36 protein-coding genes are annotated in these 20541 nt (G+C 35.5%); all 36 read left to right on the plus strand.

Annotated features, from left to right (window positions below; all coding sequences use genetic code 11):
* Positions 1-53: 53 nt before the first annotated feature.
* The 36 genes from KSU54_RS10545 (at position 54) to KSU54_RS10720 (ending at position 20469) form a co-directional block, all read left to right on the plus strand.
* A complete protein-coding gene (locus KSU54_RS10545; RefSeq protein ID WP_217746633.1) occupies positions 54-359 on the plus strand; it encodes a hypothetical protein in 306 nt (101 codons plus the stop codon).
* Positions 346-600 carry a hypothetical protein gene (locus KSU54_RS10550; protein ID WP_217746634.1) on the plus strand — a complete coding sequence of 85 codons (255 nt, stop codon included), beginning with the start codon at positions 346-348 and terminating at the stop codon, positions 598-600. The genes KSU54_RS10545 and KSU54_RS10550 overlap by 14 nt, the downstream gene beginning before the upstream one ends.
* Positions 597-896 carry a hypothetical protein gene (locus KSU54_RS10555; RefSeq protein ID WP_226814525.1) on the plus strand — a complete coding sequence of 100 codons (300 nt, stop codon included), beginning with the start codon at positions 597-599 and terminating at the stop codon, positions 894-896. The genes KSU54_RS10550 and KSU54_RS10555 overlap by 4 nt, the downstream gene beginning before the upstream one ends.
* Complete coding sequence (locus tag KSU54_RS10560; RefSeq protein ID WP_217746635.1) at positions 817-1296, plus strand: hypothetical protein; 480 nt, start codon at positions 817-819, stop codon at positions 1294-1296. Before KSU54_RS10555 ends, KSU54_RS10560 begins: the two co-directional genes overlap by 80 nt.
* Positions 1297-1417: 121 nt before the next feature.
* On the plus strand, positions 1418-1786 hold the full coding sequence (locus KSU54_RS10565) for an HNH endonuclease (protein ID WP_199414250.1): 369 nt from the start codon (positions 1418-1420) through the stop codon (positions 1784-1786).
* A gap of 118 nt (positions 1787-1904) precedes the next feature.
* Positions 1905-3170 (plus strand): phage portal protein, encoded by a 1266-nt coding sequence (locus KSU54_RS10570; protein WP_118143794.1) that lies wholly within the window; start codon positions 1905-1907, stop codon positions 3168-3170.
* Entirely contained in the window at positions 3170-4396 is a 1227-nt protein-coding gene (locus KSU54_RS10575) for an ADP-ribosyltransferase (RefSeq protein ID WP_217746636.1), read from the plus strand. The genes KSU54_RS10570 and KSU54_RS10575 overlap by 1 nt, the downstream gene beginning before the upstream one ends.
* Position 4397: 1 nt before the next feature.
* Positions 4398-4610: a hypothetical protein gene (locus KSU54_RS10580; protein WP_029480388.1), complete on the plus strand. Its 213-nt coding sequence runs from the start codon at positions 4398-4400 to the stop codon at positions 4608-4610.
* A gap of 11 nt (positions 4611-4621) precedes the next feature.
* Positions 4622-6040, plus strand: a complete 1419-nt coding sequence (locus KSU54_RS10585) for a DEAD/DEAH box helicase family protein (RefSeq protein WP_118143797.1) — start codon at positions 4622-4624, stop codon at positions 6038-6040.
* A gap of 78 nt (positions 6041-6118) precedes the next feature.
* A complete protein-coding gene (locus KSU54_RS10590) occupies positions 6119-6598 on the plus strand; it encodes a hypothetical protein (protein ID WP_029480386.1) in 480 nt (159 codons plus the stop codon).
* A gap of 2 nt (positions 6599-6600) precedes the next feature.
* A complete protein-coding gene (locus KSU54_RS10595; protein WP_118249336.1) occupies positions 6601-7509 on the plus strand; it encodes a phage major capsid protein in 909 nt (302 codons plus the stop codon).
* A 14-nt stretch (positions 7510-7523) separates the two neighbouring features.
* Positions 7524-7922 (plus strand): phage Gp19/Gp15/Gp42 family protein, encoded by a 399-nt coding sequence (locus KSU54_RS10600; RefSeq protein ID WP_226814526.1) that lies wholly within the window; start codon positions 7524-7526, stop codon positions 7920-7922.
* A complete protein-coding gene (locus KSU54_RS10605) occupies positions 7904-8239 on the plus strand; it encodes a hypothetical protein (protein ID WP_217746638.1) in 336 nt (111 codons plus the stop codon). The genes KSU54_RS10600 and KSU54_RS10605 overlap by 19 nt, the downstream gene beginning before the upstream one ends.
* A complete protein-coding gene (locus tag KSU54_RS10610; protein WP_217746639.1) occupies positions 8232-8471 on the plus strand; it encodes a hypothetical protein in 240 nt (79 codons plus the stop codon). Before KSU54_RS10605 ends, KSU54_RS10610 begins: the two co-directional genes overlap by 8 nt.
* Before the next feature lie 5 nt (positions 8472-8476).
* The gene (locus KSU54_RS10615) at positions 8477-8806 is read left to right on the plus strand and encodes a hypothetical protein (protein ID WP_029480377.1); all 330 of its coding nucleotides are present in this window, start codon (positions 8477-8479) and stop codon (positions 8804-8806) included.
* A 21-nt stretch (positions 8807-8827) separates the two neighbouring features.
* Positions 8828-9388: a phage tail tube protein gene (locus tag KSU54_RS10620; protein WP_217746640.1), complete on the plus strand. Its 561-nt coding sequence runs from the start codon at positions 8828-8830 to the stop codon at positions 9386-9388.
* A gap of 12 nt (positions 9389-9400) precedes the next feature.
* Complete coding sequence (locus KSU54_RS10625) at positions 9401-9658, plus strand: hypothetical protein (RefSeq protein ID WP_029480374.1); 258 nt, start codon at positions 9401-9403, stop codon at positions 9656-9658.
* A gap of 14 nt (positions 9659-9672) precedes the next feature.
* On the plus strand, positions 9673-10059 hold the full coding sequence (locus KSU54_RS10630; protein ID WP_217746641.1) for a DUF5361 domain-containing protein: 387 nt from the start codon (positions 9673-9675) through the stop codon (positions 10057-10059).
* On the plus strand, positions 10038-12026 hold the full coding sequence (locus tag KSU54_RS10635; RefSeq protein WP_217746642.1) for a phage tail protein: 1989 nt from the start codon (positions 10038-10040) through the stop codon (positions 12024-12026). Before KSU54_RS10630 ends, KSU54_RS10635 begins: the two co-directional genes overlap by 22 nt.
* Positions 12023-12838, plus strand: coding sequence for a hypothetical protein (locus tag KSU54_RS10640; protein WP_217746643.1), 816 nt, complete (start codon positions 12023-12025; stop codon positions 12836-12838). Before KSU54_RS10635 ends, KSU54_RS10640 begins: the two co-directional genes overlap by 4 nt.
* The gene (locus KSU54_RS10645) at positions 12838-13833 is read left to right on the plus strand and encodes a Gp37-like protein (protein WP_217749034.1); all 996 of its coding nucleotides are present in this window, start codon (positions 12838-12840) and stop codon (positions 13831-13833) included. The genes KSU54_RS10640 and KSU54_RS10645 overlap by 1 nt, the downstream gene beginning before the upstream one ends.
* Complete coding sequence (locus tag KSU54_RS10650) at positions 13834-14400, plus strand: hypothetical protein (protein ID WP_118143807.1); 567 nt, start codon at positions 13834-13836, stop codon at positions 14398-14400.
* 16 nt (positions 14401-14416) lie between these two features.
* A complete protein-coding gene (locus tag KSU54_RS10655) occupies positions 14417-15328 on the plus strand; it encodes an Ig-like domain-containing protein (RefSeq protein WP_217746645.1) in 912 nt (303 codons plus the stop codon).
* Positions 15329-15330: 2 nt separating this feature from the next.
* Positions 15331-15624 (plus strand): PF13754 domain-containing protein, encoded by a 294-nt coding sequence (locus tag KSU54_RS10660; protein WP_118143812.1) that lies wholly within the window; start codon positions 15331-15333, stop codon positions 15622-15624.
* Entirely contained in the window at positions 15609-15878 is a 270-nt protein-coding gene (locus tag KSU54_RS10665; protein ID WP_118143809.1) for a hypothetical protein, read from the plus strand. Before KSU54_RS10660 ends, KSU54_RS10665 begins: the two co-directional genes overlap by 16 nt.
* Entirely contained in the window at positions 15879-16046 is a 168-nt protein-coding gene (locus KSU54_RS10670; RefSeq protein WP_009300132.1) for a hypothetical protein, read from the plus strand.
* Positions 16036-16215: a hypothetical protein gene (locus KSU54_RS10675; RefSeq protein WP_118143810.1), complete on the plus strand. Its 180-nt coding sequence runs from the start codon at positions 16036-16038 to the stop codon at positions 16213-16215. Before KSU54_RS10670 ends, KSU54_RS10675 begins: the two co-directional genes overlap by 11 nt.
* A 192-nt stretch (positions 16216-16407) precedes the next feature.
* Entirely contained in the window at positions 16408-16743 is a 336-nt protein-coding gene (locus tag KSU54_RS10680) for a hypothetical protein (RefSeq protein WP_217746646.1), read from the plus strand.
* A 23-nt stretch (positions 16744-16766) separates the two neighbouring features.
* Positions 16767-17120 carry a hypothetical protein gene (locus KSU54_RS10685; RefSeq protein ID WP_217746647.1) on the plus strand — a complete coding sequence of 118 codons (354 nt, stop codon included), beginning with the start codon at positions 16767-16769 and terminating at the stop codon, positions 17118-17120.
* 189 nt (positions 17121-17309) lie between these two features.
* Positions 17310-17675 (plus strand): hypothetical protein, encoded by a 366-nt coding sequence (locus KSU54_RS10690; RefSeq protein ID WP_217746648.1) that lies wholly within the window; start codon positions 17310-17312, stop codon positions 17673-17675.
* Positions 17676-17712: 37 nt separating this feature from the next.
* The gene (locus tag KSU54_RS10695) at positions 17713-18021 is read left to right on the plus strand and encodes a hypothetical protein (protein WP_118144157.1); all 309 of its coding nucleotides are present in this window, start codon (positions 17713-17715) and stop codon (positions 18019-18021) included.
* Between the two features lie 26 nt (positions 18022-18047).
* Complete coding sequence (locus KSU54_RS10700) at positions 18048-18350, plus strand: hypothetical protein (protein WP_217746649.1); 303 nt, start codon at positions 18048-18050, stop codon at positions 18348-18350.
* An 87-nt stretch (positions 18351-18437) separates the two neighbouring features.
* Entirely contained in the window at positions 18438-18704 is a 267-nt protein-coding gene (locus tag KSU54_RS10705; RefSeq protein ID WP_217746650.1) for a phage holin family protein, read from the plus strand.
* A gap of 24 nt (positions 18705-18728) precedes the next feature.
* Entirely contained in the window at positions 18729-19076 is a 348-nt protein-coding gene (locus tag KSU54_RS10710; RefSeq protein ID WP_226814527.1) for a hypothetical protein, read from the plus strand.
* A 38-nt stretch (positions 19077-19114) separates the two neighbouring features.
* The gene (locus tag KSU54_RS10715; protein ID WP_217746652.1) at positions 19115-20230 is read left to right on the plus strand and encodes an N-acetylmuramoyl-L-alanine amidase; all 1116 of its coding nucleotides are present in this window, start codon (positions 19115-19117) and stop codon (positions 20228-20230) included.
* A gap of 2 nt (positions 20231-20232) precedes the next feature.
* Positions 20233-20469, plus strand: coding sequence for a hypothetical protein (locus tag KSU54_RS10720; RefSeq protein ID WP_217746653.1), 237 nt, complete (start codon positions 20233-20235; stop codon positions 20467-20469).
* Positions 20470-20541: the final 72 nt, after the last annotated feature.

A 20541-nucleotide genomic window follows, 5' to 3' on the forward strand; every position in this document is an offset into this window, starting at 1 on the left:
ATATAAATGCAATATAACATCTTGGATATATTGCGCGTTTAAGGAGCAGAATAATGGAAAATTTAAACAGCGCTGAAAAAATTGTGAAAGGATTTGAGTTGGTGGGTGAAGGAGTATTAGAAACATTTCAAAACGCAATGAATCTTTTTGTTGATGCTCTTTCTAATTTTGTTGATTGTGTTAATATGATAAATAAAGTCAATCATAAGAAACCGAGATTACCTAGAAAAATAAAAAAGAAATACAAGAAGTTAGGAATTTATGAAGATTGGAAAAGTGGTGCTCATTTAAGGGCGGAGTTTACAAATGGAATAGAAAAAACAGTTGCTTTAAAGGAGGTAAAAAATGAAATGGGTTAAAGAATATATTCGAAAAAGAAGAATAGAAAAATGGAAGAAAGAAGTAGAAAAGATAGCTGTTATTGCTGCTGCATGTTTGAACACGCAATTTAAATTTTTTAACTGTGATTTAAATTTAACTGATTCAAAAAAACAGGATTTATATAGAACTATTGATGGAAAAAAGCTGCCATATGTTATATATACAGATAAAAACAGTTTTATGATATATCCAAGTGAATTAGTAGAGGAGCAAAAATGACGACAAATAAAACTGATGATTTAGGTATAAGCAATGACGTATTAGCGGATTACATTAAACGATATGAGGCAGCTGTGAATCACGTATTTAAAGATTATCCTAAACAGCCATCAATTTACAGTCATGAACGACAGGAGTACAGTGGATTGGATATAAATACATATATCTATATTGCAGATAATTATTGTCACTTGAAAAAAAGACTGGAGGAGCGCAATGCAAGAAGCAAAATACCAAATAAAAAACTGGAAAAAATGGAAAGCAACAAAATATCTTCTTATTCAAACAAAGAATGAGCTAATGAATGATATAAAAGCTATTACATATACTGATGAACTTCCGGGAGGATCACATAAAAGTATTGCTGATAAGTATAATAAGTTAATAGAAGATGTAAAGATTTATGATGATTATATTAATGCATATGGTTTCTTTATAAACAGATTAGAAAACGCAATAGCAACAATGCTGAATGAAAATCAACGTAAGGCAGTTATAATTTATTCTAATAATCCATATAAAGGTGGTTATGAAAAAAGAATAGAGGAAGCCTTAAAAACAGGTTTCTCAAAAAGTTATTTTTATGATTTGTTAACTGAATCTTATGAAATACTTGGTAGTGTTTTAGATATAGAGTGCGATGAAAATAGAAACATAATTGAATCCGTGGACAAATCACGGACAAAAAACGCCTAAAAATGTGTTATTATGATATTGTGGAAGTTTTGAAAGAACACCACATCAGCAGTCAATGAACACTTTGTCAGGAAGAAACTCGAAAGGGTTTCTTTTTGCTTTTGTGAAGAAGGAAATATTTATGTATGAAAGCGAAGGTTTACAAATGGCAATTAAAAGATTAGATCGTGATGGGTCTCACCGTAAGCAGTTCGAAAGAAATAAAAAGAAAATATACGCAACTCAAACAGTGTGCGGAATATGCGGAAAGCCGGTAGATTTTAGTTATAAATATCCGCATCCTTTATCACCGTGTATCGATCACATCATACCGGTTGCAAAAGGAGGACATCCAAGTGACATTGATAATCTTCAACTGGCACACTGGACATGCAACAGACAAAAGAGTGACAAATTATTTTCAAGCAGTGGGATGCACAAGGCGAAGGTAGTAACAAACAGAGACCTTCCTCATACAATCAACTGGATTGCTTATAAATCGTCAAAATAAGCCATTTGAGAGGTGTTTTAAATATGGGGCATGATACCCCCTAAAATCTTTCTTCCGTAGTTCACGGCGTACTGTGAATATTTTCTCACGGATAAATTAAGGCGAAAGGAGTGAAAAAATGACGGCATATTTAGGAATGAAATATTTAAGAAATAAACTGATATCAAAAAGACCAAGAAATGAAGAAAAGTATCTGTATTATGAAATGAAGAATACCATGAGGGATTTTAATATTACTATGCCTAAAGAATTCATATGGCTAAAAAGCTGTCTTGGATGGTCAGCGAAGGCAGTTGATTCAATCGCTGACAGGCTTTCATTTAGAGAATTTTCAAATGATAATTTCGGAATAAATGAAATATATCAGTTAAATAATCCTGATGTTCTTTTTGACAGTGCGATTATCTCAGCACTTATTACATCGTGCTCATTCATATATATTTCAAATGATATAAGCGGATTTCCCCGCATGCAGGTAATTGACGGTCGAAACGCTACAGGAATAATTGATCCTATTACTTACATGCTTAGCGAGGGTTATGCTGTTCTTGAAAGAAATATTCATGATGAACCGGTCAAGGAGGCTTATTTTATAAAAGAGGGTACATGGTTTTATGAAAAAGATAAAGCACCTTATTTTATTTCAAGCAAAGCCCCGTATCCACTGCTCGTTCCGGTTATTTTTAGACCTGATCCAAAAAGACCGTTTGGACATTCAAGAATATCCAGAGCCTGCATAGGTATTCAGCAGAGCGCAATGCGAACGCTCAAGCGTTCAGAAGTATCAGCAGAGTTTTATTCTTTCCCACAAAAGTATGTACTAGGGTTAAGCCCAGATGCTGAGGCTCTGGACAAATGGCGCGCTACTGTCTCAACTATGCTTCAGCTCGATAAGGACGAGGATGGTGATTCACCAACAGTTGGACAGTTTGAACAGCAGTCTATGGCGCCGTATGTAGAACAACTGAAAATGTTTGCTAGTCTATTTGCAGGCGAGACAGGTCTTACCTTGGATGATCTGGGATTTTCAACTGATAACCCGTCAAGTGTTGAGGCTATAAAAGCGCAGCATGAAAATTTAAGGCTTATCGCTAGAAAAGCGCAAAAAACTTTCAGTGTAGGTTTTTTAAATGCCGGATATCTTGCTGCATGTTTAAGAGATAATTATGAATATGACAGATACCAGATTTATTTGTCAAAAGCTAAATGGGAACCGTTATTCGAGCCTGATTCGTCTACATTATCTGTTATAGGTGATGGTGCTATTAAAATTAATCAGGCGGTACCGGGATTCTTTGACAAGGATACTTTAAGAGATTTAACAGGTATCGATTATAGTGAAAATGCTGGAATCGGAAAAACTGCAGGAGAGATCGTACAGTAATGGAAGATATTGCACCTGAATTGTATGAGAGGATAAAAAGTACATACGAAAATGAAAAAGCATCAAGTAAAAAGCTGGATGCTTTTTTAGAAAAAGTAAAAAATGGCAATGCCACATATGAAGATGTCTATGATTATGCAGGTGAACTGGGCAGATGTCTGGAAAGTGCATTCAGTCACAATATAAGCGACGATGTGCTGCCCGACAGCAGGATGTATTACAATATAGCAAAAAGAATAATCGAGCCCATGCTTAAGAAAAGTCATGATGATATTGCAGCACAGTGCAGTGCTGTACAACATTCATTAAATAAAAAAGCCGGCATAGGATTAAATGCTGTTAAACCTGAATATGATCAAGCCAGAACAGAGGCAATCATAAATTATGTATGCACACGTGATAAATACAGCAGTGTAGAAAAAAGTTTTTTAGACGGATTAAGCAATAACTGTCGCAAGACTGTAGATGATTCTGTAAAGCAGAATGCTGATTTTCATTACAAAAGCGGGTTAAGTCCGCGAATAGTAAGGATTTGCAGAGGAAAAGCGTGCAAGTGGTGTCGTGAGGTCGAAGGCAGTTATAACTACAAGGATGTAAGGAATACCGGTAACAATGTATTTAGAAGACACGCCAACTGCACCTGTACAGTTTCATATGATCCTGGTGACGGATCAAAAAAAATTCAGGATGTATATTCGAAGAGATGGCAGAACCAGGATGCCTTTCAGGAAAGAAAAAGATTTTACCTGGAAAACAGAGTTGATAAAAAAAGATTAACAGATATGGAACAGTATGCGGTAAACAGTCATATATCATCTGATTTTTATATTATCAACGACTGTTTAAGAAATGGATATATATTAAATCAGGAGCAGAATACACTGGTGAAAAATCTAGATTCCGCATTGGAGAAACTAGACAGCTATAAAGGGAGGGTCAGCAGATCAGTTCAGTTTTACAGTTCATCAGATTTAGATAAGTTTTTATCTGATCATGAGCCGGGGCAAACTGTTACGTATAAAGATTTTACATCTTCCACTGCTTCAAAAGAATTGTATAATCCCGACGGACAGGTTCAGATGTTCTGGACTAGTCGTCGAGGCAGAAATTTGATAAAATACAATAAGAAAGAACAGGAAATATTATATAAAAGAAACAGCAGTTTTATAGTCTTGGAAAAGAGACATATTAAAGGTGTTTATTATATTTTCATGGAGGAACTGTAAAATGACCTTAAGTCTAGAAGAATGGAGAAAGCTGTCAGAAGAACAGAAAGGAATACGGTATAAGGAACTGAGCGATCATGATAAATTTATTGTTCGTACCAGTACTCCGCCGGCTTTTGAAGTTACCGGGCGCAAAGAGCTTAGTGAAGAAGAAAAAAAGAGCGCAAAAAAAGAATTTGATGAGTTTTTAGTATATTATGGAATAAAAAAATAGGAGGTTAAGGTATGGAGCCAAAAAGAATTGGCCGTCAGACTCCTACAACCTCGTTAGTGCTGCCTTATAAAAAAACAAAAGGCAAAGAAGCAGTTGAAATTTACAACAAAACCGGCAGAACTGCCCGGGAATGGCAGGAACTGCTAATTTACGATATTATGGCATATGATGATGAAGGCTTATGGGTTCATTCTACCTATGGATATGCGGTACCGCGTCGTAACGGTAAAACTGAAGATGTGATAATGCGTATTTTATGGGGACTTAAAAATGGTGAAAAAATCATTTATACTTCTCATCTTATCTCAACGTCTCATTCAGTCTGGGAAACAGTTACATATCTGTTAGACAGTATGGATATTAAATATGCTTCGGTAAAAGCCAAGGGGCAGGAAAATATCAGACTTTTAGATGAGAATGACAAGCCCTATAAACTTGATCATATGATTAATTTTAGAACCAGATCAAATAATGGCGGGCTGGGTGAAGGATATGACCTGTTAATTATCGATGAAGCACAGGAGTACACTATTGACCAGGAATCAGCGTTGAAATACACTATTTCAGCGAGTTCAAATCCTCAAATTATTATGCTGGGTACTCCGCCAACAGCTATTTCGCATGGTACAGTATTCCAGAAAATAAGAGAAAAGGTATTAAGCGGTTTTTCGAAAAATACCGGATGGGCGGAATGGTCTGTTGATACGATGCAGGATCCAAAGAACAGAGAAGCATGGTATGAGACAAATCCCTCTTTAGGGCAAGGACTTACAGAAAGAGTTATTGAAAATGAAAATACGACTGATGATGTCGATTTTAATATTCAGAGGTTAGGTCACTGGCTGTCATATTCACAAAAATCCCTGTTTACTGAAAATGAATGGGATTCATTGAAAATAAGTAAAATACCGAATTTTAAAAACAAACTGTTTGTTGGAATAAAATTTGGAGCTGACGGACGACATGCTGCATTATCTATAGCAACCAAAACAGATGATAAGATATTTATTGAATCCATAGACTGTCAAAGTCAGAGAAACGGAAATCTGTGGATCATAAATTTTTTAAAAAATGCAGATATAGAAAAAATTGCAGTTGACGGAGCAGGAGCTCAGGACGTTTTAAAAAAGGATCTTAAGGAGTACGGTATAAAAATAAAAATTGTGCTTCCTAAAGTAAAAGACGTGATAGTAGCCAACAACATGTTTGAACAGAGCATAACTTCATTAAAAAATATATGCCATAATGGGCAGGAATCATTAAGACAGGTCGTTACAAACTGCATTAAGCGTGCTATTGGAACGAATGGCGGTTTTGGATATAAAGCCTTAATTGAAGAACATGAAATAGCACTGATGGACAGTGCTGTTCTTGCACACTGGCTATGTGCATCAGCTAAAGAAAAAAAGAAACAACGTGTTAATTATTAACGAAAGCATCTATTTTATGGATGTTTTTATTATTTTAAATTTACGTACACTAAACGGTTAATTAGGAGGTTATTAGAAATGTCAGAATTTAAAGCAATTACAACACAGGAAGAATTTGAAATGCGTTTAAAAGAGCGCCTTGAACAAAAAGAAAGAAATGTATTAAAAAAATTCGAGGGATATACTTCGCCGGAAGATTTGGAAACTATCAAAAGTGATTATCAAAGTAAGATTGATACATTAAATCAGTCAATCAGCGATAAAGACAGTCAGTATAGCAGTGAAATCGAGGGTTATATTCAAAAAATTGCTGATTATGAGACCGACTCAGTAAAAACGAGAGTGGCAATTGATATGGGTATTCCTTTGAAACTAAAGGACAGACTTAAAGGAACAACGGAAGATGAAATAAGAGCGGATGCGGAGCTTTTATCTGGTCTGTATTCCCCTGCTCCGCCTTTAGCATCGTCAGAACATACTATGACAGCAGAAGATGAAAAAAAATTAAAATTAGAAAACGGTTATAAAGAAATGGCCAAAAAATTAGGAGGTTATTAGAAATGTCAGAAGGAAAAATTTTAGAAGTTAAAAATTATAAAACAGTTTTTACACCAGAATTAGTAACTGATCTTTTTTCAAAGGTAAGAGGTCACTCATCATTAGCTAATCTTGCTAAAAAAGAGCCGCTTCCTTTCAACGGTAAAGAAATGATGATCTTTACAATGGATGATGAAGTGAATATCGTTGGTGAATCAGGAAAGAAAACAAGAGGATCAGCAGATATCAGCACTAAAACAATGGTTCCAATCAAAATCGAGTACGGTATCCGTATTTCAGATGAATTTATGTATGCTACTGAAGAAAAGAAAATTGATATTCTAAAAGCGTTCAATGAGGGATTTGCTAAAAAAGTCGCACGAGGATTAGATATTATGGCAATGCATGGAATCAATCCAAGAACAAAAGAAGCATCTAACTTGATTGGTGATAATCATTTCGATCATGGTTCGCTTACAGTTACAACAACTGCCGGTGAAGAAGATAAGGACATCAATAAGGCAATTGCCTTATTTGATGAATCAGACGATTTTGAAGTTTCGGGATTTGCAATAGCAAAAGCATTCAGAACTTCATTAAGTGAACTCGAGTATAAAAACGGAGCTGCCAAATTTCCAGAATTAGGATGGGGAAGTAATACTTCAGCATTACGCGGTTTAGCCGTAGATGTCAATTCAACAGTTGCATTTAATGATTCTAAGGATTTGGCAATTGTTGGAGATTTTGCAAACTATTTTAAATACGGTATTGCTAAAGAAATCCTAATGGATGTGATTCCTTATGGTGATCCTGATAATACAGGATTAGATTTAAAAGGAAATAATCAGATTTTTATCCGGTCAGAAGTTTATTTAGGTTGGGCAATCATGGACGAGAATGCTTTTGCCAGAATTTTAAAAACTGAAGGATAAGGAAGTGAAAGATGATGAAGCCTTTCGTTACATTAAAGGATATTTCGCTGTTGTTCAGAGATCTTAGTAGTTTAGAAGAACGCAAGGCCTCAGCACTTTTGGAGGTTGTTTCTGACTCTCTTCGCCAGGAAGCTAAAAAAGTCGGAAAGAACCTTGATGAAATGATAAAAAATGGCGAAGTGTATGAAAATGTAGTTAAATCAGTTGCAGTTGACATTATCGCAAGAAATTTAATGACCTCAACTGACAGCGAGCCTATGGAACAGTTTTCACAGTCGGCATTGGGATATACCGCTTCAGGAACATATCTTGTACCCGGTGGAGGGCTGTTTATTAAAAAAAGTGAATTATCAAGACTGGGACTTAGAAGACAGAGGATAGGAGTACTGGACATATGGGGATTAAAGGAATAAATGTAATCTTAGTTGAAAAGATTGAAACCGGTAAAGACAGTTTTAATGAGCCGGTGTATAAAGAAATCGAGAAGTGCATAAAAAATGTTCTTGTTGCCCCGTCAACTTCTGATGATATTGTCACTGCTCAGGATCTGGCTGGAAAAAAAGCCGTGTACACTTTAGCAATTCCAAAATGTGATAACAGCGTTTGGGAAGATAAAGATGTTATATTTTTCGGCAAGAGATGGCATGTACTCGGTTTCACTATTGAAGGAATAGAGGAAAATATTCCGCTTTGCTGGAATAAAAAGGTAATGGTGGAAAGATATGGCTAAAACCAGAATTGTTTTAAACAGAAAAGGGGTAGGAAGTCTACTGAAATCAAAAGAGATGATGGCAGTGTGCCTTGAACATGCTAATGCAACATGTCAAAGTGCAGGCGGTGCGGGTTACGAAGTAACAACATTTACCGGAAAATCGCGTGTGAATGCCTCTGTAAGAGCAAATACCAGAAAAACAATCAGTGATAACTACAAAAACAACACACTGCTTAAAAGTCTGAGGTGAAATCTGTGATTGAAGAAACTGTATTAAATTATCTAAATAAAAAATTAACTGTTCCTGTCTTTTTAGAAAACAGGGATATCGAAGAATATGTCGTAATAGGCAAAACAGGAAGTGGAAGAGTGAATTTTGCTAACTCAGCCACCTTTTTTCTACAGTCGTATGCATCTACCAGATATAAAGCTGCATTGTTAAATGAGCAGGTAAAAAAAGCAATGGACGACTTGGCTGAACTCAAAGAAATATCATATTCCCGGTTAAATACCGATTATGATTTTACAGATACAGCCAAAAAGAAATACCGGTATCAGGCAGTATATGATATCGGTTTTTATTAACTTGTGAAGGAGGAAAAATAAATGTCAAGTGATGCAAGTAATGTAACATCTTCAAAACCATCTGTTGGCGGTGCTGTTTGGGTGGCACCGTTAAAAACAGAAATTCCAACCGATGCAAAAACACCTTTAAATGAAGCTTTTAAATCATTGGGGTACTGTTCTGATGACGGATTAACTAACTCAAACAGTCCGGAAACTGATAATCAGAAAGCATGGGGCGGTGATGTAGTACTGGTTTTACAAACAAGCAAAGAGGATACATTTCAGTTTAAATTGATTGAATCGCTTAATACAGATGTTCTAAAGACAGTGTACGGCAGTAAAAATGTAACCGGCACCCTTGAATCTGGATTAAAAATAGCTGCAAAAAACGATGAGCCTGAGCAGTTCGAATGGGTGTTTGAAATGATTTTAAAAGGCGGGATTTTAAAAAGAATTGTAGTTCCGTGCGCATCGGTAACTGAAATTGGTGATATTGTTTATAAAGATGATGAATCAGTCGGTTATGAATGTACTGTTGCAGCCGTTCCGGATCAAAACGGTGCAACACATTATGAATACTTAGTAAAAAATACTGAATAAGGAGAATGCTAGATGATCAAAGGTGAATCAAAAACAGGGTTTAAGTTTAATATCAATGAAAAATTTATTGACTGGGAACTTCTTGAAATGATGGCAGAAGTAGATAAAAATCCGATTTTAATGATTAGTATTGCTAAAAGACTGTTAGGGATTAAACAGTATAATCGTTTAAAAGACCACTGCAGGACTAAGGATGGAAGAGTTCCTCTTGAAAGAATGGAAGAGGAGATTTTTTCGATTATTGATTCAAGCAAAGAAACAAAAAACTAATTATCCTCGCCGACATGATAAATACTGATGAATCAGCAGTTATTTGTGATCTGGCTGAAACATACAGTATATTTGATTATAAGTCGCTTCCGGTATTAACGGTCGCGACTTTTTGTGTTGGTCTGAGGGAAAATTCAAGAATAAAAATGAAAAAAAACAGGCTTGCTGTTCCTTTTGAAACTATACTTCTTGGTGTGATTGCGGACAGCCTTAAATTATTAGTCTGGACAAAGTCTAAAGATGCTCAGAAAGGATTTAACAGGCCTAAATCGATCGTTAAGTCACTGTTTGAAAACGAAGCTAAAGAAAATATATCTTTTTCAAGCGGTGAAGAATTTGAAAAAGCAAAATTGAAAATTTTAGGGAAGGAGGCAGATGTATGGCAAGCGGAACAGAATTAGCAAAAGCATATGTACAGATTGTACCTTCGGCAAACGGCATTAAGGGTTCGTTAGAAAATGCGATGGGAAATGAAGCGGATCAGGCTGGAGAAAAGGCCGGAAATTCAATCGCATCTAAAATTAAAGGGATAATCGTTGCTGCTGGAATCGGGAAAGTTCTTGCATCGTCATTCACGGAAGGTGCAGCGCTTGAACAGTCCATAGGTGGTATTGAAACACTTTATAAGGGAAGTGCAGAAAAAATGAAGGCTTATGCCAGTGAGGCGTATAAGACTTCTGGAGTAAGTGCTAATGCCTACATGGAAAATGTAACGTCATTTTCTGCTTCTTTGATTTCAAGCCTTAAAGGTGACACCGAAAAAGCTGCCGCTGCTGCTGACCGTGCAATGCGGGATATGTCGGACAATTCCAATAAATTCGGTACAAATATTCAGGATATCCAAAATGCATATCAAGGTTTTGCAAAGCAGAATTATACTATGCTTGATAACCTGAAATTAGGATATGGTGGAACAAAAGAAGAAATGCAACGTCTGTTGTCTGATGCTCAAAAATTGAGCGGACAAAAATATGATATAAGTAATCTCGCGGATGTCTACACTGCAATAGGAGTTATCCAAGACAATCTAGGAATCACTGGAACCACTGCTAAGGAGGCTGCAAGTACTTTCAGCGGATCGTTTGCTTCTATGAAAGCAGCTGCACAGGATTTCTTAGGCAATGTTGCTATTGGCGGTGATGTTACCGGTACTCTGTCAAATCTTCTATCAACTGCATCAACTTTTTTGTTTGATAATGCAATTCCAATGGCTATTAATATTGTTTCGGGATTTGGAACTGCTCTTGTTGCCGCAGTTCCTCAGCTTGCTCAAAAGGGATATGAACTGCTTAGCGGGCTTGTTGATGGATTTGTAAAAAATATACCTGTGGTGCTTCCACGGATTTTACAGTTTGTTCAAAATTTTGGTGTCGGTTTAGCTCAAAAAGCACCTGAATTTATTAATATGGGCTTTGACCTGTTAAGCCGGCTGGTAAGTGGAATAGTGAGTGCTGTACCTATTTTAATACAGTACGTTCCTACTATAATTTCTACTTTTGCAAATATAATCAATGAAAATTTTCCAACTATATTAGCCAAAGGGGCAGAAATATTATGGCAGCTGATTACCGGGCTGTTAAGTGCGATTCCTACTTTAGTTGCTAATATACCGCAGATTATACAGGCAATCTGGGATACTTTTATGGCTTTTCAGTGGCTGAATCTAGGTGGGCAGATAATGACATTTTTAGGCGATGGTATTTCTGCTATGTTTGGATTTTTAGGTGAAAAAGGCCTTGGTGCGGTTCAGAGTATTGTAAATACGATACTTTCTCTTCCTGGTAAGCTGTTTACATTAGGGAAAAATGCTATTTCTCAAATGGGGAGCGGTATTTCAGGAATGGGATCATGGCTAAAGACAACTGCTGGAAAAATCGTAACATGGGTAGTAAACGGTGTTAAATCACTTCCATCGAAAATGATAGATGTCGGTAAAAATGTAGTTAAAGGATTATGGGAAGGAATCAAGAACGTTAAAGACTGGATACTAGATAAAATAAGCGGATTCGTTGACGGTATTGTAGGAGGAATAAAGAAATTTTTTGGTATACATTCTCCATCAAGAGTAATGGCCGATGAGGTTGGTAAGTATCTCCCTAAAGGAATGGCAGTAGGTATCGAAGCAAGTGCTGATGAGGTTTACGATGAAATGGATAAGCTGTCTAGAAATACACTAGATATCGCAGCTGATGGGTTAGAATTCAGTAACATTGATATGAGTGAAAACAGCGGCGATCTTAGCGGTATGCTTCAGATAATCATTAAACTGTTGAAATTAATCTTAAACAAAGAAGATACAACTGTTTTGAATTTCAACAATAGAGAAGTTGCCCGTGCTTTGCGTGAACTGGGGGTTGTTTTTGAATGACGGTAAAATATATAAATTCAAAAAATGAGATACTGGAGTTTATTGGTGCCGATATACTTCCAACAAGCGGTTATTTGCATCAGAGAAAATGGAATACAAACAAGGAAAATGATATTACAGTTATTGATAAGGGTGACTGTACTTATACTATAACCCTTACATTGAAAGGCAGTTTGGAACAGAGAAAAAACATGCTTAATAAAATATGCGATATATTTGAGTATGATTGTATAGTTAAGACACCAGGAACGCTTCATTACGGGGATTATAAAATAAAATGCTATGTAATATCTTCTAATACAAGTGTTGCGGGTATTCAGACAAGAACAAATATTGAATTAGGAATATACTGTCCAAAACAGCACTGGATTAAAGAAAAAACATATAATCTGGTAATGTACAGTGATTCGAAGAATGACACAGGTATAAAGCAGTACAGCTATTGTTATCCGTATGTATATTCATCTTTAAAAGGTGCAGTTCAAATAATCAATGATTCCCCGGCAGACAGTGATTTTATCATAAGAGTTTACGGGCCATGCAGTAATCCGTTTATTAAAATAGGAGAAATACTTTATCAGGTAAATACTACATTAAGTGCTGGTGAGTACATGGAAATAAACTCAGAGGAAAATACAATATATGCCTTTTCAGATTATGGTGAAAAAAGGAATCTTTTTAATTTCAGAGATAAATCGCGAGGCGATTTTTTTACAAAAATTCCATCCGGTCTTAGTATCGCAACATGGAATGGAACATTTAAAGCTGAAATAGTTATATTTGATAAGCGTGGTGAACCAAGATGGATATAATGAAATTTATATATACGGATTCCAACTATACGGAGCTCGGTGTTTTAAAAAATACGTCTATTGATTTTGAAGTTGGAAAATTCAAAACTGCGACTAATGATTATTCTTTAGAAATTTCGATAAATGCATGGGATAAAGCATTTAATAAAGGTTCTATATTTTACTCATCGGAAAGTGAATTCGGTGGAATTATTGACAGTAAAAAGGTCGATACATCAAAAAATGTAATTGTCTTTACTGGAAAAACATTTAGAGGAATGTTGGAAAAAGAGTACATACAGCCCCCGGAAGGTCAGGCGTATTTTGTAGCAAAAGGCGAGGCCAACAGTGTGATAAATGAGCTTATTGGAGACAACTTCGATAGTCTTTTTACTGTAGATAATGTTGGCTTAAGTGATATAAATGTTAATTATCAAATTAGAGATCTGAATCTTTTAGATGCGCTTGAAAAAATGCTTTATAAAGCAGATATTCCATCAAGACTTGATATTGTGTTTCATGATGGAAAAGTGCATATTCAGGCTATTCCAATTGTTGATTTATCTGAACTGCTTCAATATGATAAATCGTATGGTATAACAATGATCGCACAGACTCCTGAAAGCAGTTATAACCATATCATCGCTTTAGGAAAAGGTGAATTGACAGAGCGGTTAAGGGTTAATCTGTACCTTCAAAGTGATAAAACGTGGTCATCATCAAAAAATGATGATTATAAAGGGCTTTGCAGAAAAACATATCTGTATGACAATTCGAGTGAAGATGATGAAACTTCACTTATTGAAGGGGCTGTAGAGGCAGTGGAAAAAGAAAATGGAAGCAGTACCGTTCAAGCTGTATTTTCAAGCGATGATGCTTCATTGTTTGATATTGTAGGTGCAAAAGAGGAAATTACAGAGCTTTCATTTAAAGAACAGATTACTAAAAAAATACTAAAAGTAACTGTTAATGATATTGCAGCAAACTGTAAATTTGAATACAAGGTGGGTGAATAAATGTTAGAAAGTATAACACTGAACGGATTTAATGTTCAGGCTTCGGTAGATGCTTATCTTCATCACTGCTGGTTTGGCTATGAAGGAGTATTTAAATATGGAGAAGAAATAAGATGCGAAACTGTAAGCAACAACATTTTAAAGTTGTACGATGGACTTTTTGTCAATCAGGGCAGATTTTATCGTATTGTTCCCGGATCATATGAAGAAGTAAACATTTCAAACGGTATAGTTGGTCAAAAAAGATATGATCTGATAGTTTCACATTTTGAGACTAATGGAGTAACAGAAACACATGATATTAGAGTTTTAAAAGGCGGAAATGATGGGAAAATACCCGAACATACTGTGAGTGATACATTTAACGGTGGAACGGTGAATGAATTTCCTCTTTATCTGGTTGAAATTGATGGAATAAACATTACTAAAGTAACCAGGCAGTTTAAGTATATTATTTCATTTCATGAAGCTTTAGAAGCTATAATTAACCTTTTTAATGCAGCGGTATATACCGGCGATATAAATATTAAAGATTTAATTAGAAAATTAGATGTAAACAGAGAATAAAGAAAGGAAAATTTAAATGAGTTTAAAAACAGTACAGGTAATTATTAACGGTGTCTCAATGACATTGAATTTAAACAGCCAGACTGGTAAATATGAAGCGACCGTAACAGCGCCGAATACTTCCAGTTTTAATCAACCAAACGGGTATTACAATGTAACAGTAAAAGCTACTGATAATGCAAATAATATTACTACAGTAGATGCTGATGATCCGACTTTGGGAACAAAACTTCGTCTGGTGGTTAAGGAAAGAACTGCACCTGTAATTACTCCAATCTATCCTAGTGCTAGTGCTACATTAATAAACAACAAGCCTACGATAACATGGAAAGTTACTGATGCAGACAGTGGGGTTAATCCGGATTCCATTAGTATTATTATTGACAGCGGTTCTAAGATTACATCCGGAATAACTAAAAATAAAGTAAGCGGCGGCTATGAGTGCTCTTATACTCCAGGAACTGCCTTAAATGATGGAAGTCATACAATTAAATTTGATGCGAGTGATAACGACGGCAATGCAGCAGTTCAAAAATCTGTATCGTTCAAGGTTGATACAGTACCGCCTACATTAAATATTGCAAGCCCTGCTGCGGGATTAATTACAAACAATCCTAAAGTGACATTAAGCGGTACTACAAATGATGCTACATCAAGTCCGGTAACAGTAATGGTCAAATTGAATTCTGGAAGCGCTGCAAACGTTACTGTAGAAAGCAATGGTTCTTTTACTAAGGAATTAACATTGGCCGAAGGTACAAATACTATTGTTATTACCGCACGCGACAGTGCCGGCAAAGAAACAGTCATTTCAAGAACAGTTACCCTTGATACCAAAGCACCCGTAATTACTGATGTAGTAATTACTCCTAACCCTGTTGACGGCGGTAAGACATTTACCATCACTGTAACGGTTACAGATGCTTAAATATGGCTGTAGAAAGAGTAATTGGAAAAACAGACAGTTTTGAAGTGATTTTTGACAGATTGAATGATAATAGCTGGACGGTCAATGTGCCGTCCAATATTATCGGTGAATATGTAATGGATCTGTATGCATATGATGAAGCTGGAAATCTTGGATTTTTAGCAACTGCGATGTTTACGGTTGATACATCAAATCTGTGCTTTCATCTTTCAATCATCAAATACCGCTCTGAAATCTGTTTTGAAAGTGACTATATATGCACAGTCAAGGAGGTACTTCCATGTGTGATGAAATAGCTATGCTGAAAGGCGAAAAAAGAAAAATAAGACTGTATGTGCACAGCAGAAAAAATGATGTCTTTGTAATAAGAAATGCATATATAGAGATATTGCAATATGGTGAATTAATAAAGGCGATAGAATGTACGATTGATGAACATGATCTTACATTTATGCTTGCACTTGATGAAGCAGGAAGCTACAGCATGAGAGCAGTATATGAAATTGCTGATGAAATAATTAAAAATAAATTTAAAATTGAGGTGAGGTAAATGGCAAAGTACCGTATATATGATGTAACACTTTCTAAAAAAACTGTCGGTCCTGGCGAAAGATTAGTTGTTCAGGTTGATATAATCACATGGGACTGGATTAAGAAAAATTTAACCTGGGGAAGTCTTAAGGAACGTTTCAAATGGGGTGATCTGATTGGCAGTTAGCATCCCTACAAAGATTACAGTTCCGCCTGACCTGAATATGAGCGACCCAGGCGATATCGCAAAAGTATGGAGTGAAATTCAAATTACAATACAGTATATTAATAAGCTTATCGATGTGCTTAATGATCATAAAGAAACACTTGGATTAGCGGTATACTATGAGGAATAGGAGAAAATTTGATGGATAAACGATTTATCAAGAGTGTGAAACACCCGGTAGGGTTGAACACACACACACACACACACACACACACACACGCTACAGCGTGTATTTATATTATTAAGAGGTACTTGCAAAAGTGCCTTTTTATTTTTGACAAGACTGGTGGTGACAAGCATTTAGACTTGTCACGTGGTTTTAATGCCTAAACTAATTGATAAAAATGGTAATGAGTTGTTTAAAGATGCTTTGCTATGGAGCGGAAGTCGTAACGGATATGAACATGCTGTCACTTTGAAAGAGGACGCGTTAAAATTTAAAGAATTAATTGTTGTATTGAATGATAAAGCGGTTATAATGCCGGTTTCTGATGGGAAAATAATGAGTAGTGGTGTTCCAATCGATTATAGAGTTATTGCATGCAATTTTACTTCATATATTCAAGAAACTAAATATTTGACGATTATGACTGCATTATGGAGCGGTGCTAGTGTAAATAGTACAACAACTTTAACAGCTGTTTATGGAAGGTATTAAACTAAAACAGTCTAAATGCCTTTATGGGCAAACTTAAAGATTCGAGTGGTAAAAAAATTTTGTTGGGAACTGTTTTATTTGACGGTGATACAACAAGCAGTTTTACTTTAAAAGATGATTACACCAATTATGACTATTTAGAAGTTATATGGCGTCCGCATTCTACTCTGGGGCAGTGTTCGGATATGATGATTCCATCTAAAGACAGTAAGATGCATTTGGAACGTGCACAGGCTATAAATGGTGTTACTACTGTTTATCGGTGTCAGCTGGCTTTTAGTGGAAAAAATGTATCACTTTCTGGCCGTACTCAGGTTATTAATGGAAATGCAGTTGATGCAGTGGAAGAACATATTTTGAGAGTAATCGGATATTAATATCAGGGCACTTAAAAGTACCTCTCCAAGAAAAGAAAGAGAGGTAAAAAATATGATTAATTCAATGAAATTTGCGGGGGGGGGGGTACTATTTACTAACAAGAAAAATAGTATCCAGTCTTCGGATTATATCTCTAAAAAGGGAGGTGCAGCATAACAGCTGTATCTCTATGATTAGAGGTGCAGATCATGCCTAAGTTTGTTAATAAAGATGAAAATATCATATTAAATTTAAATTACAGCAGTGAAGAAAGTTTTACCGGTATGTACTGGATAGACGGGAAGAAAATTTATAGAAAATATATTAATTTTAACATATCTTCATCGTCTTATGATTATACACATAATCTAAACGTTGCCGAGTATGTAAAATTTGATTTAAAGTGCACTTTTAGCGATGGTACGATTGTTTCACTGCCATATGTATTTTTTGAATCTGAGAACAAATGGACCAACTGTCTTTTAATTACATCATTAAAGGCAAATTATATAAGATTTTATAATGCGTGGGCTACAGGCCGTATTTACGGTATTATCGAATACACTAAGAATTAAATTTAATTAGCATGATCAAAAAGCTGTTTGCTTGGTTATGGGCAAATTTAAAAATCAAAACGGCGAAGTAATATTAAATCTAGATAATTATATTATCGGTCAAGCAAATCTAACATATGAAAGTTCTGATACATTAACTAAAGTTGTTGGCTTTAGTAAAGAAGTTGAACAAGTTATTTTTAGTATTGTTGGGAACGCTTCTAATCCTCGAGATCAGGTGCATAGGGCTTATGCACAGATTGGGTGGAATGACAGCAAAAAGAATGTAAACTTTATTGTAAAAGGAAGTGGATTTGTAAACGGACATGTCTTACCGATTAGTTATTTAGTAAAATTAAAAGACTAGGATATTTTGTTAGAAATAGTAAATTTATGGCACGATTCTTAAATTCTAAAGGAGATGCAGTATTTAATTTCATAAGGGACAGTAAAGTAATTAATATAAATTATTCTAATCGTGGAACACTTTTTACTTTAGCAGAGTTAAAAGCGTTGTTTAATCTTACAGCGATTGATCCAACAAAACTGATATGTGTTGTTTCTAATGGTGATGGCAGTGCAACAGACACACCTGTGATTGGTACGATATGGCACGATAACGCGCTTAAAGTTAATTTAGGAGCAACGTATACTGGCAGTATAAGAATAAACTACATACTGTTCCTTAATCCCTAGTAAATTAAAATTATTAAAGGCATAGAAATATGTCTTTTTATATTGCCTCGGGATGGCATGAAAATTCGTCCAGAAAGAAGGTAAAATATGGATTTAGGTTTTATTTCAAATTATTTTGTTCCGGTCGTAATGGCCGGATGTCTAGCAACCGGATATGTTGTAAAAAAATGGGTAAAAGATGTTGATAATAAATGGATTCCTACAGTTGTGTTTTTTGAGGGTGCTGCATTAAACTGCATTGTATCCGGAAATGTAACAGTAGAAACAGTTGTAGCCGGTACAGTATGCGGTTTAGCTAGTACCGGATTGCATCAGGCTTTTACTCGAATTATTGAAAATAAAAAAGAGGAGTAACAGATCCTGATGCAAGAATTTTTAATGAGTACATGGTCTATTGTCTTAACTGCTGCAGTTGGTTATCTTGTAACTAATTCCAGAGACAGTAAGAAAAGTCGAAAAAAACTCGAAGAAAAAAGAGAGCAGGAGAAATTAGACCAGGCTAAAAGACAAATTGTTATGGAAGAGGCGCTATGTGCAATGTTACATGAACGTATCGTTCGTTTTTGCGAGAGACTGCTGATAATCGGTTATGTTACTGCTGATGATCTAAAGGAACTGGATTACCTTTATAACCCCTACAGGGCTTTAGACGGTAATGGAACAGCAGAAAGATTATATAACAAAGTGCAGCAGCTTCCATTGAGAGTAGAAAACGGAGCGGAATGATTCCGCTCTTTTAAATTAAATTCAGGAGGAAAAACAAAATGGAAATCAAACAAAACTTTTTAGTAAACAATGAATGTTATAAAGCAGGCAGAACTATTAAAGTTACAAAGTTAATGGTTCACTCTACTGCGTGTCCTAATGTGTCTGCTGCTGGTTTTGCAAAAGCATGGAATACTCCAAGACCTGCTGGTAGACAAGTATGTGTTCATGCTTTTGTAGATGATAAAGAGGATATTCAAACTTTGCCATGGAATTATAGAGGTTGGCACTGCGGTGGTTCAGGTAATGATAATATGATTGGTGTTGAAATGTGTGAACCTGCTGATTATTCAGATAAAGCGTATTTTGATGCTGCTATTAAAAATATGATTGAGTTATATGCTTATTTATGTAAAGAGTATGGATTAACTGCTAATGACATTATTTCACATAAAGAAGGTCATTCACAGGGTGTTGCTTCTAATCATGGTGATCCTGATCACTGGTGGAAGTTCGTAGGATACACAATGAATGATTTTAGAGCTGATGTTACTGACTGCATTGCAAATGGTAATGTAAATGTTAGTTATGGCAACACTGTAAAACCTACTAAACCACAAACCAGTGAAGGATATACAACTGGTAAGACTTATACATTACAAACTGAACTGAAAGTTAGAACAGGAGCTGGTACAAACTATAGAGCTAAATCTCACAGTGAATTAACTGTAGACGGTAGAAAACATGATGCTGATGGAGATGGGGCTTTAGATAAAGGTACTAGAGTTTCATGCTTAGAAGTTGCAAAAAACGGTGATGATATTTGGATCAGAACACCATCAGGATGGTTAGCAGCTTATTACAATGGAAATAGATATATCTCTAGTGAAGCTGTTTCTAATGGTTCTTCTACAAGCCAAAATAAGCCCTCTAATGCATCAAAATCACTAGGAACATATGAAGTAACTGCCAATGATTTAAGTGTTCGTACTGGTCCTGGAGAAAATTATAGAAGAAAAACATATAATGAATTAACAGTTGATGCAAAAAAACATGATTATGATAAAGATGGATGTCTAAACAAGGGTACGCGTGTTACTGTAAAGGAATGGAAAAACGGATTTGCTCGTATTCCTAGCGGATGGGTAAGTGGCGATTATCTGAAAAAGGTATAGTAATGAAACGTATAGAAGTATCTGTTTTAGCCGCTCTAGCGCTATTATCATTATTACTAGGAATTGCCCTAGTACAAGAAAAACAAGTATCCAGTAATCTAAAAACCAATCTAGAATTAACAAAGCAGGAACTCTATGATGCTAGAGATGATAGAGATTATTATCAAGGAGAGTATAAAAAATATTTTGAACTGTCCGAGGAACTACAAAATCAAATGGGAGTTTATGCTTATGAATAAAGTTTATCTAAAACACGATGCTGAAGATATTCAGGGGAACTGTTTAAACACAAGGATAGAGTATACCCTTTT

Origin of the sequence: Erysipelatoclostridium sp. MSK.23.31 (assembly GCF_019125875.1) — a bacterium.
Lineage (GTDB): Bacteria > Bacillota_I > Bacilli_A > Erysipelotrichales > Coprobacillaceae > Thomasclavelia > Thomasclavelia ramosa.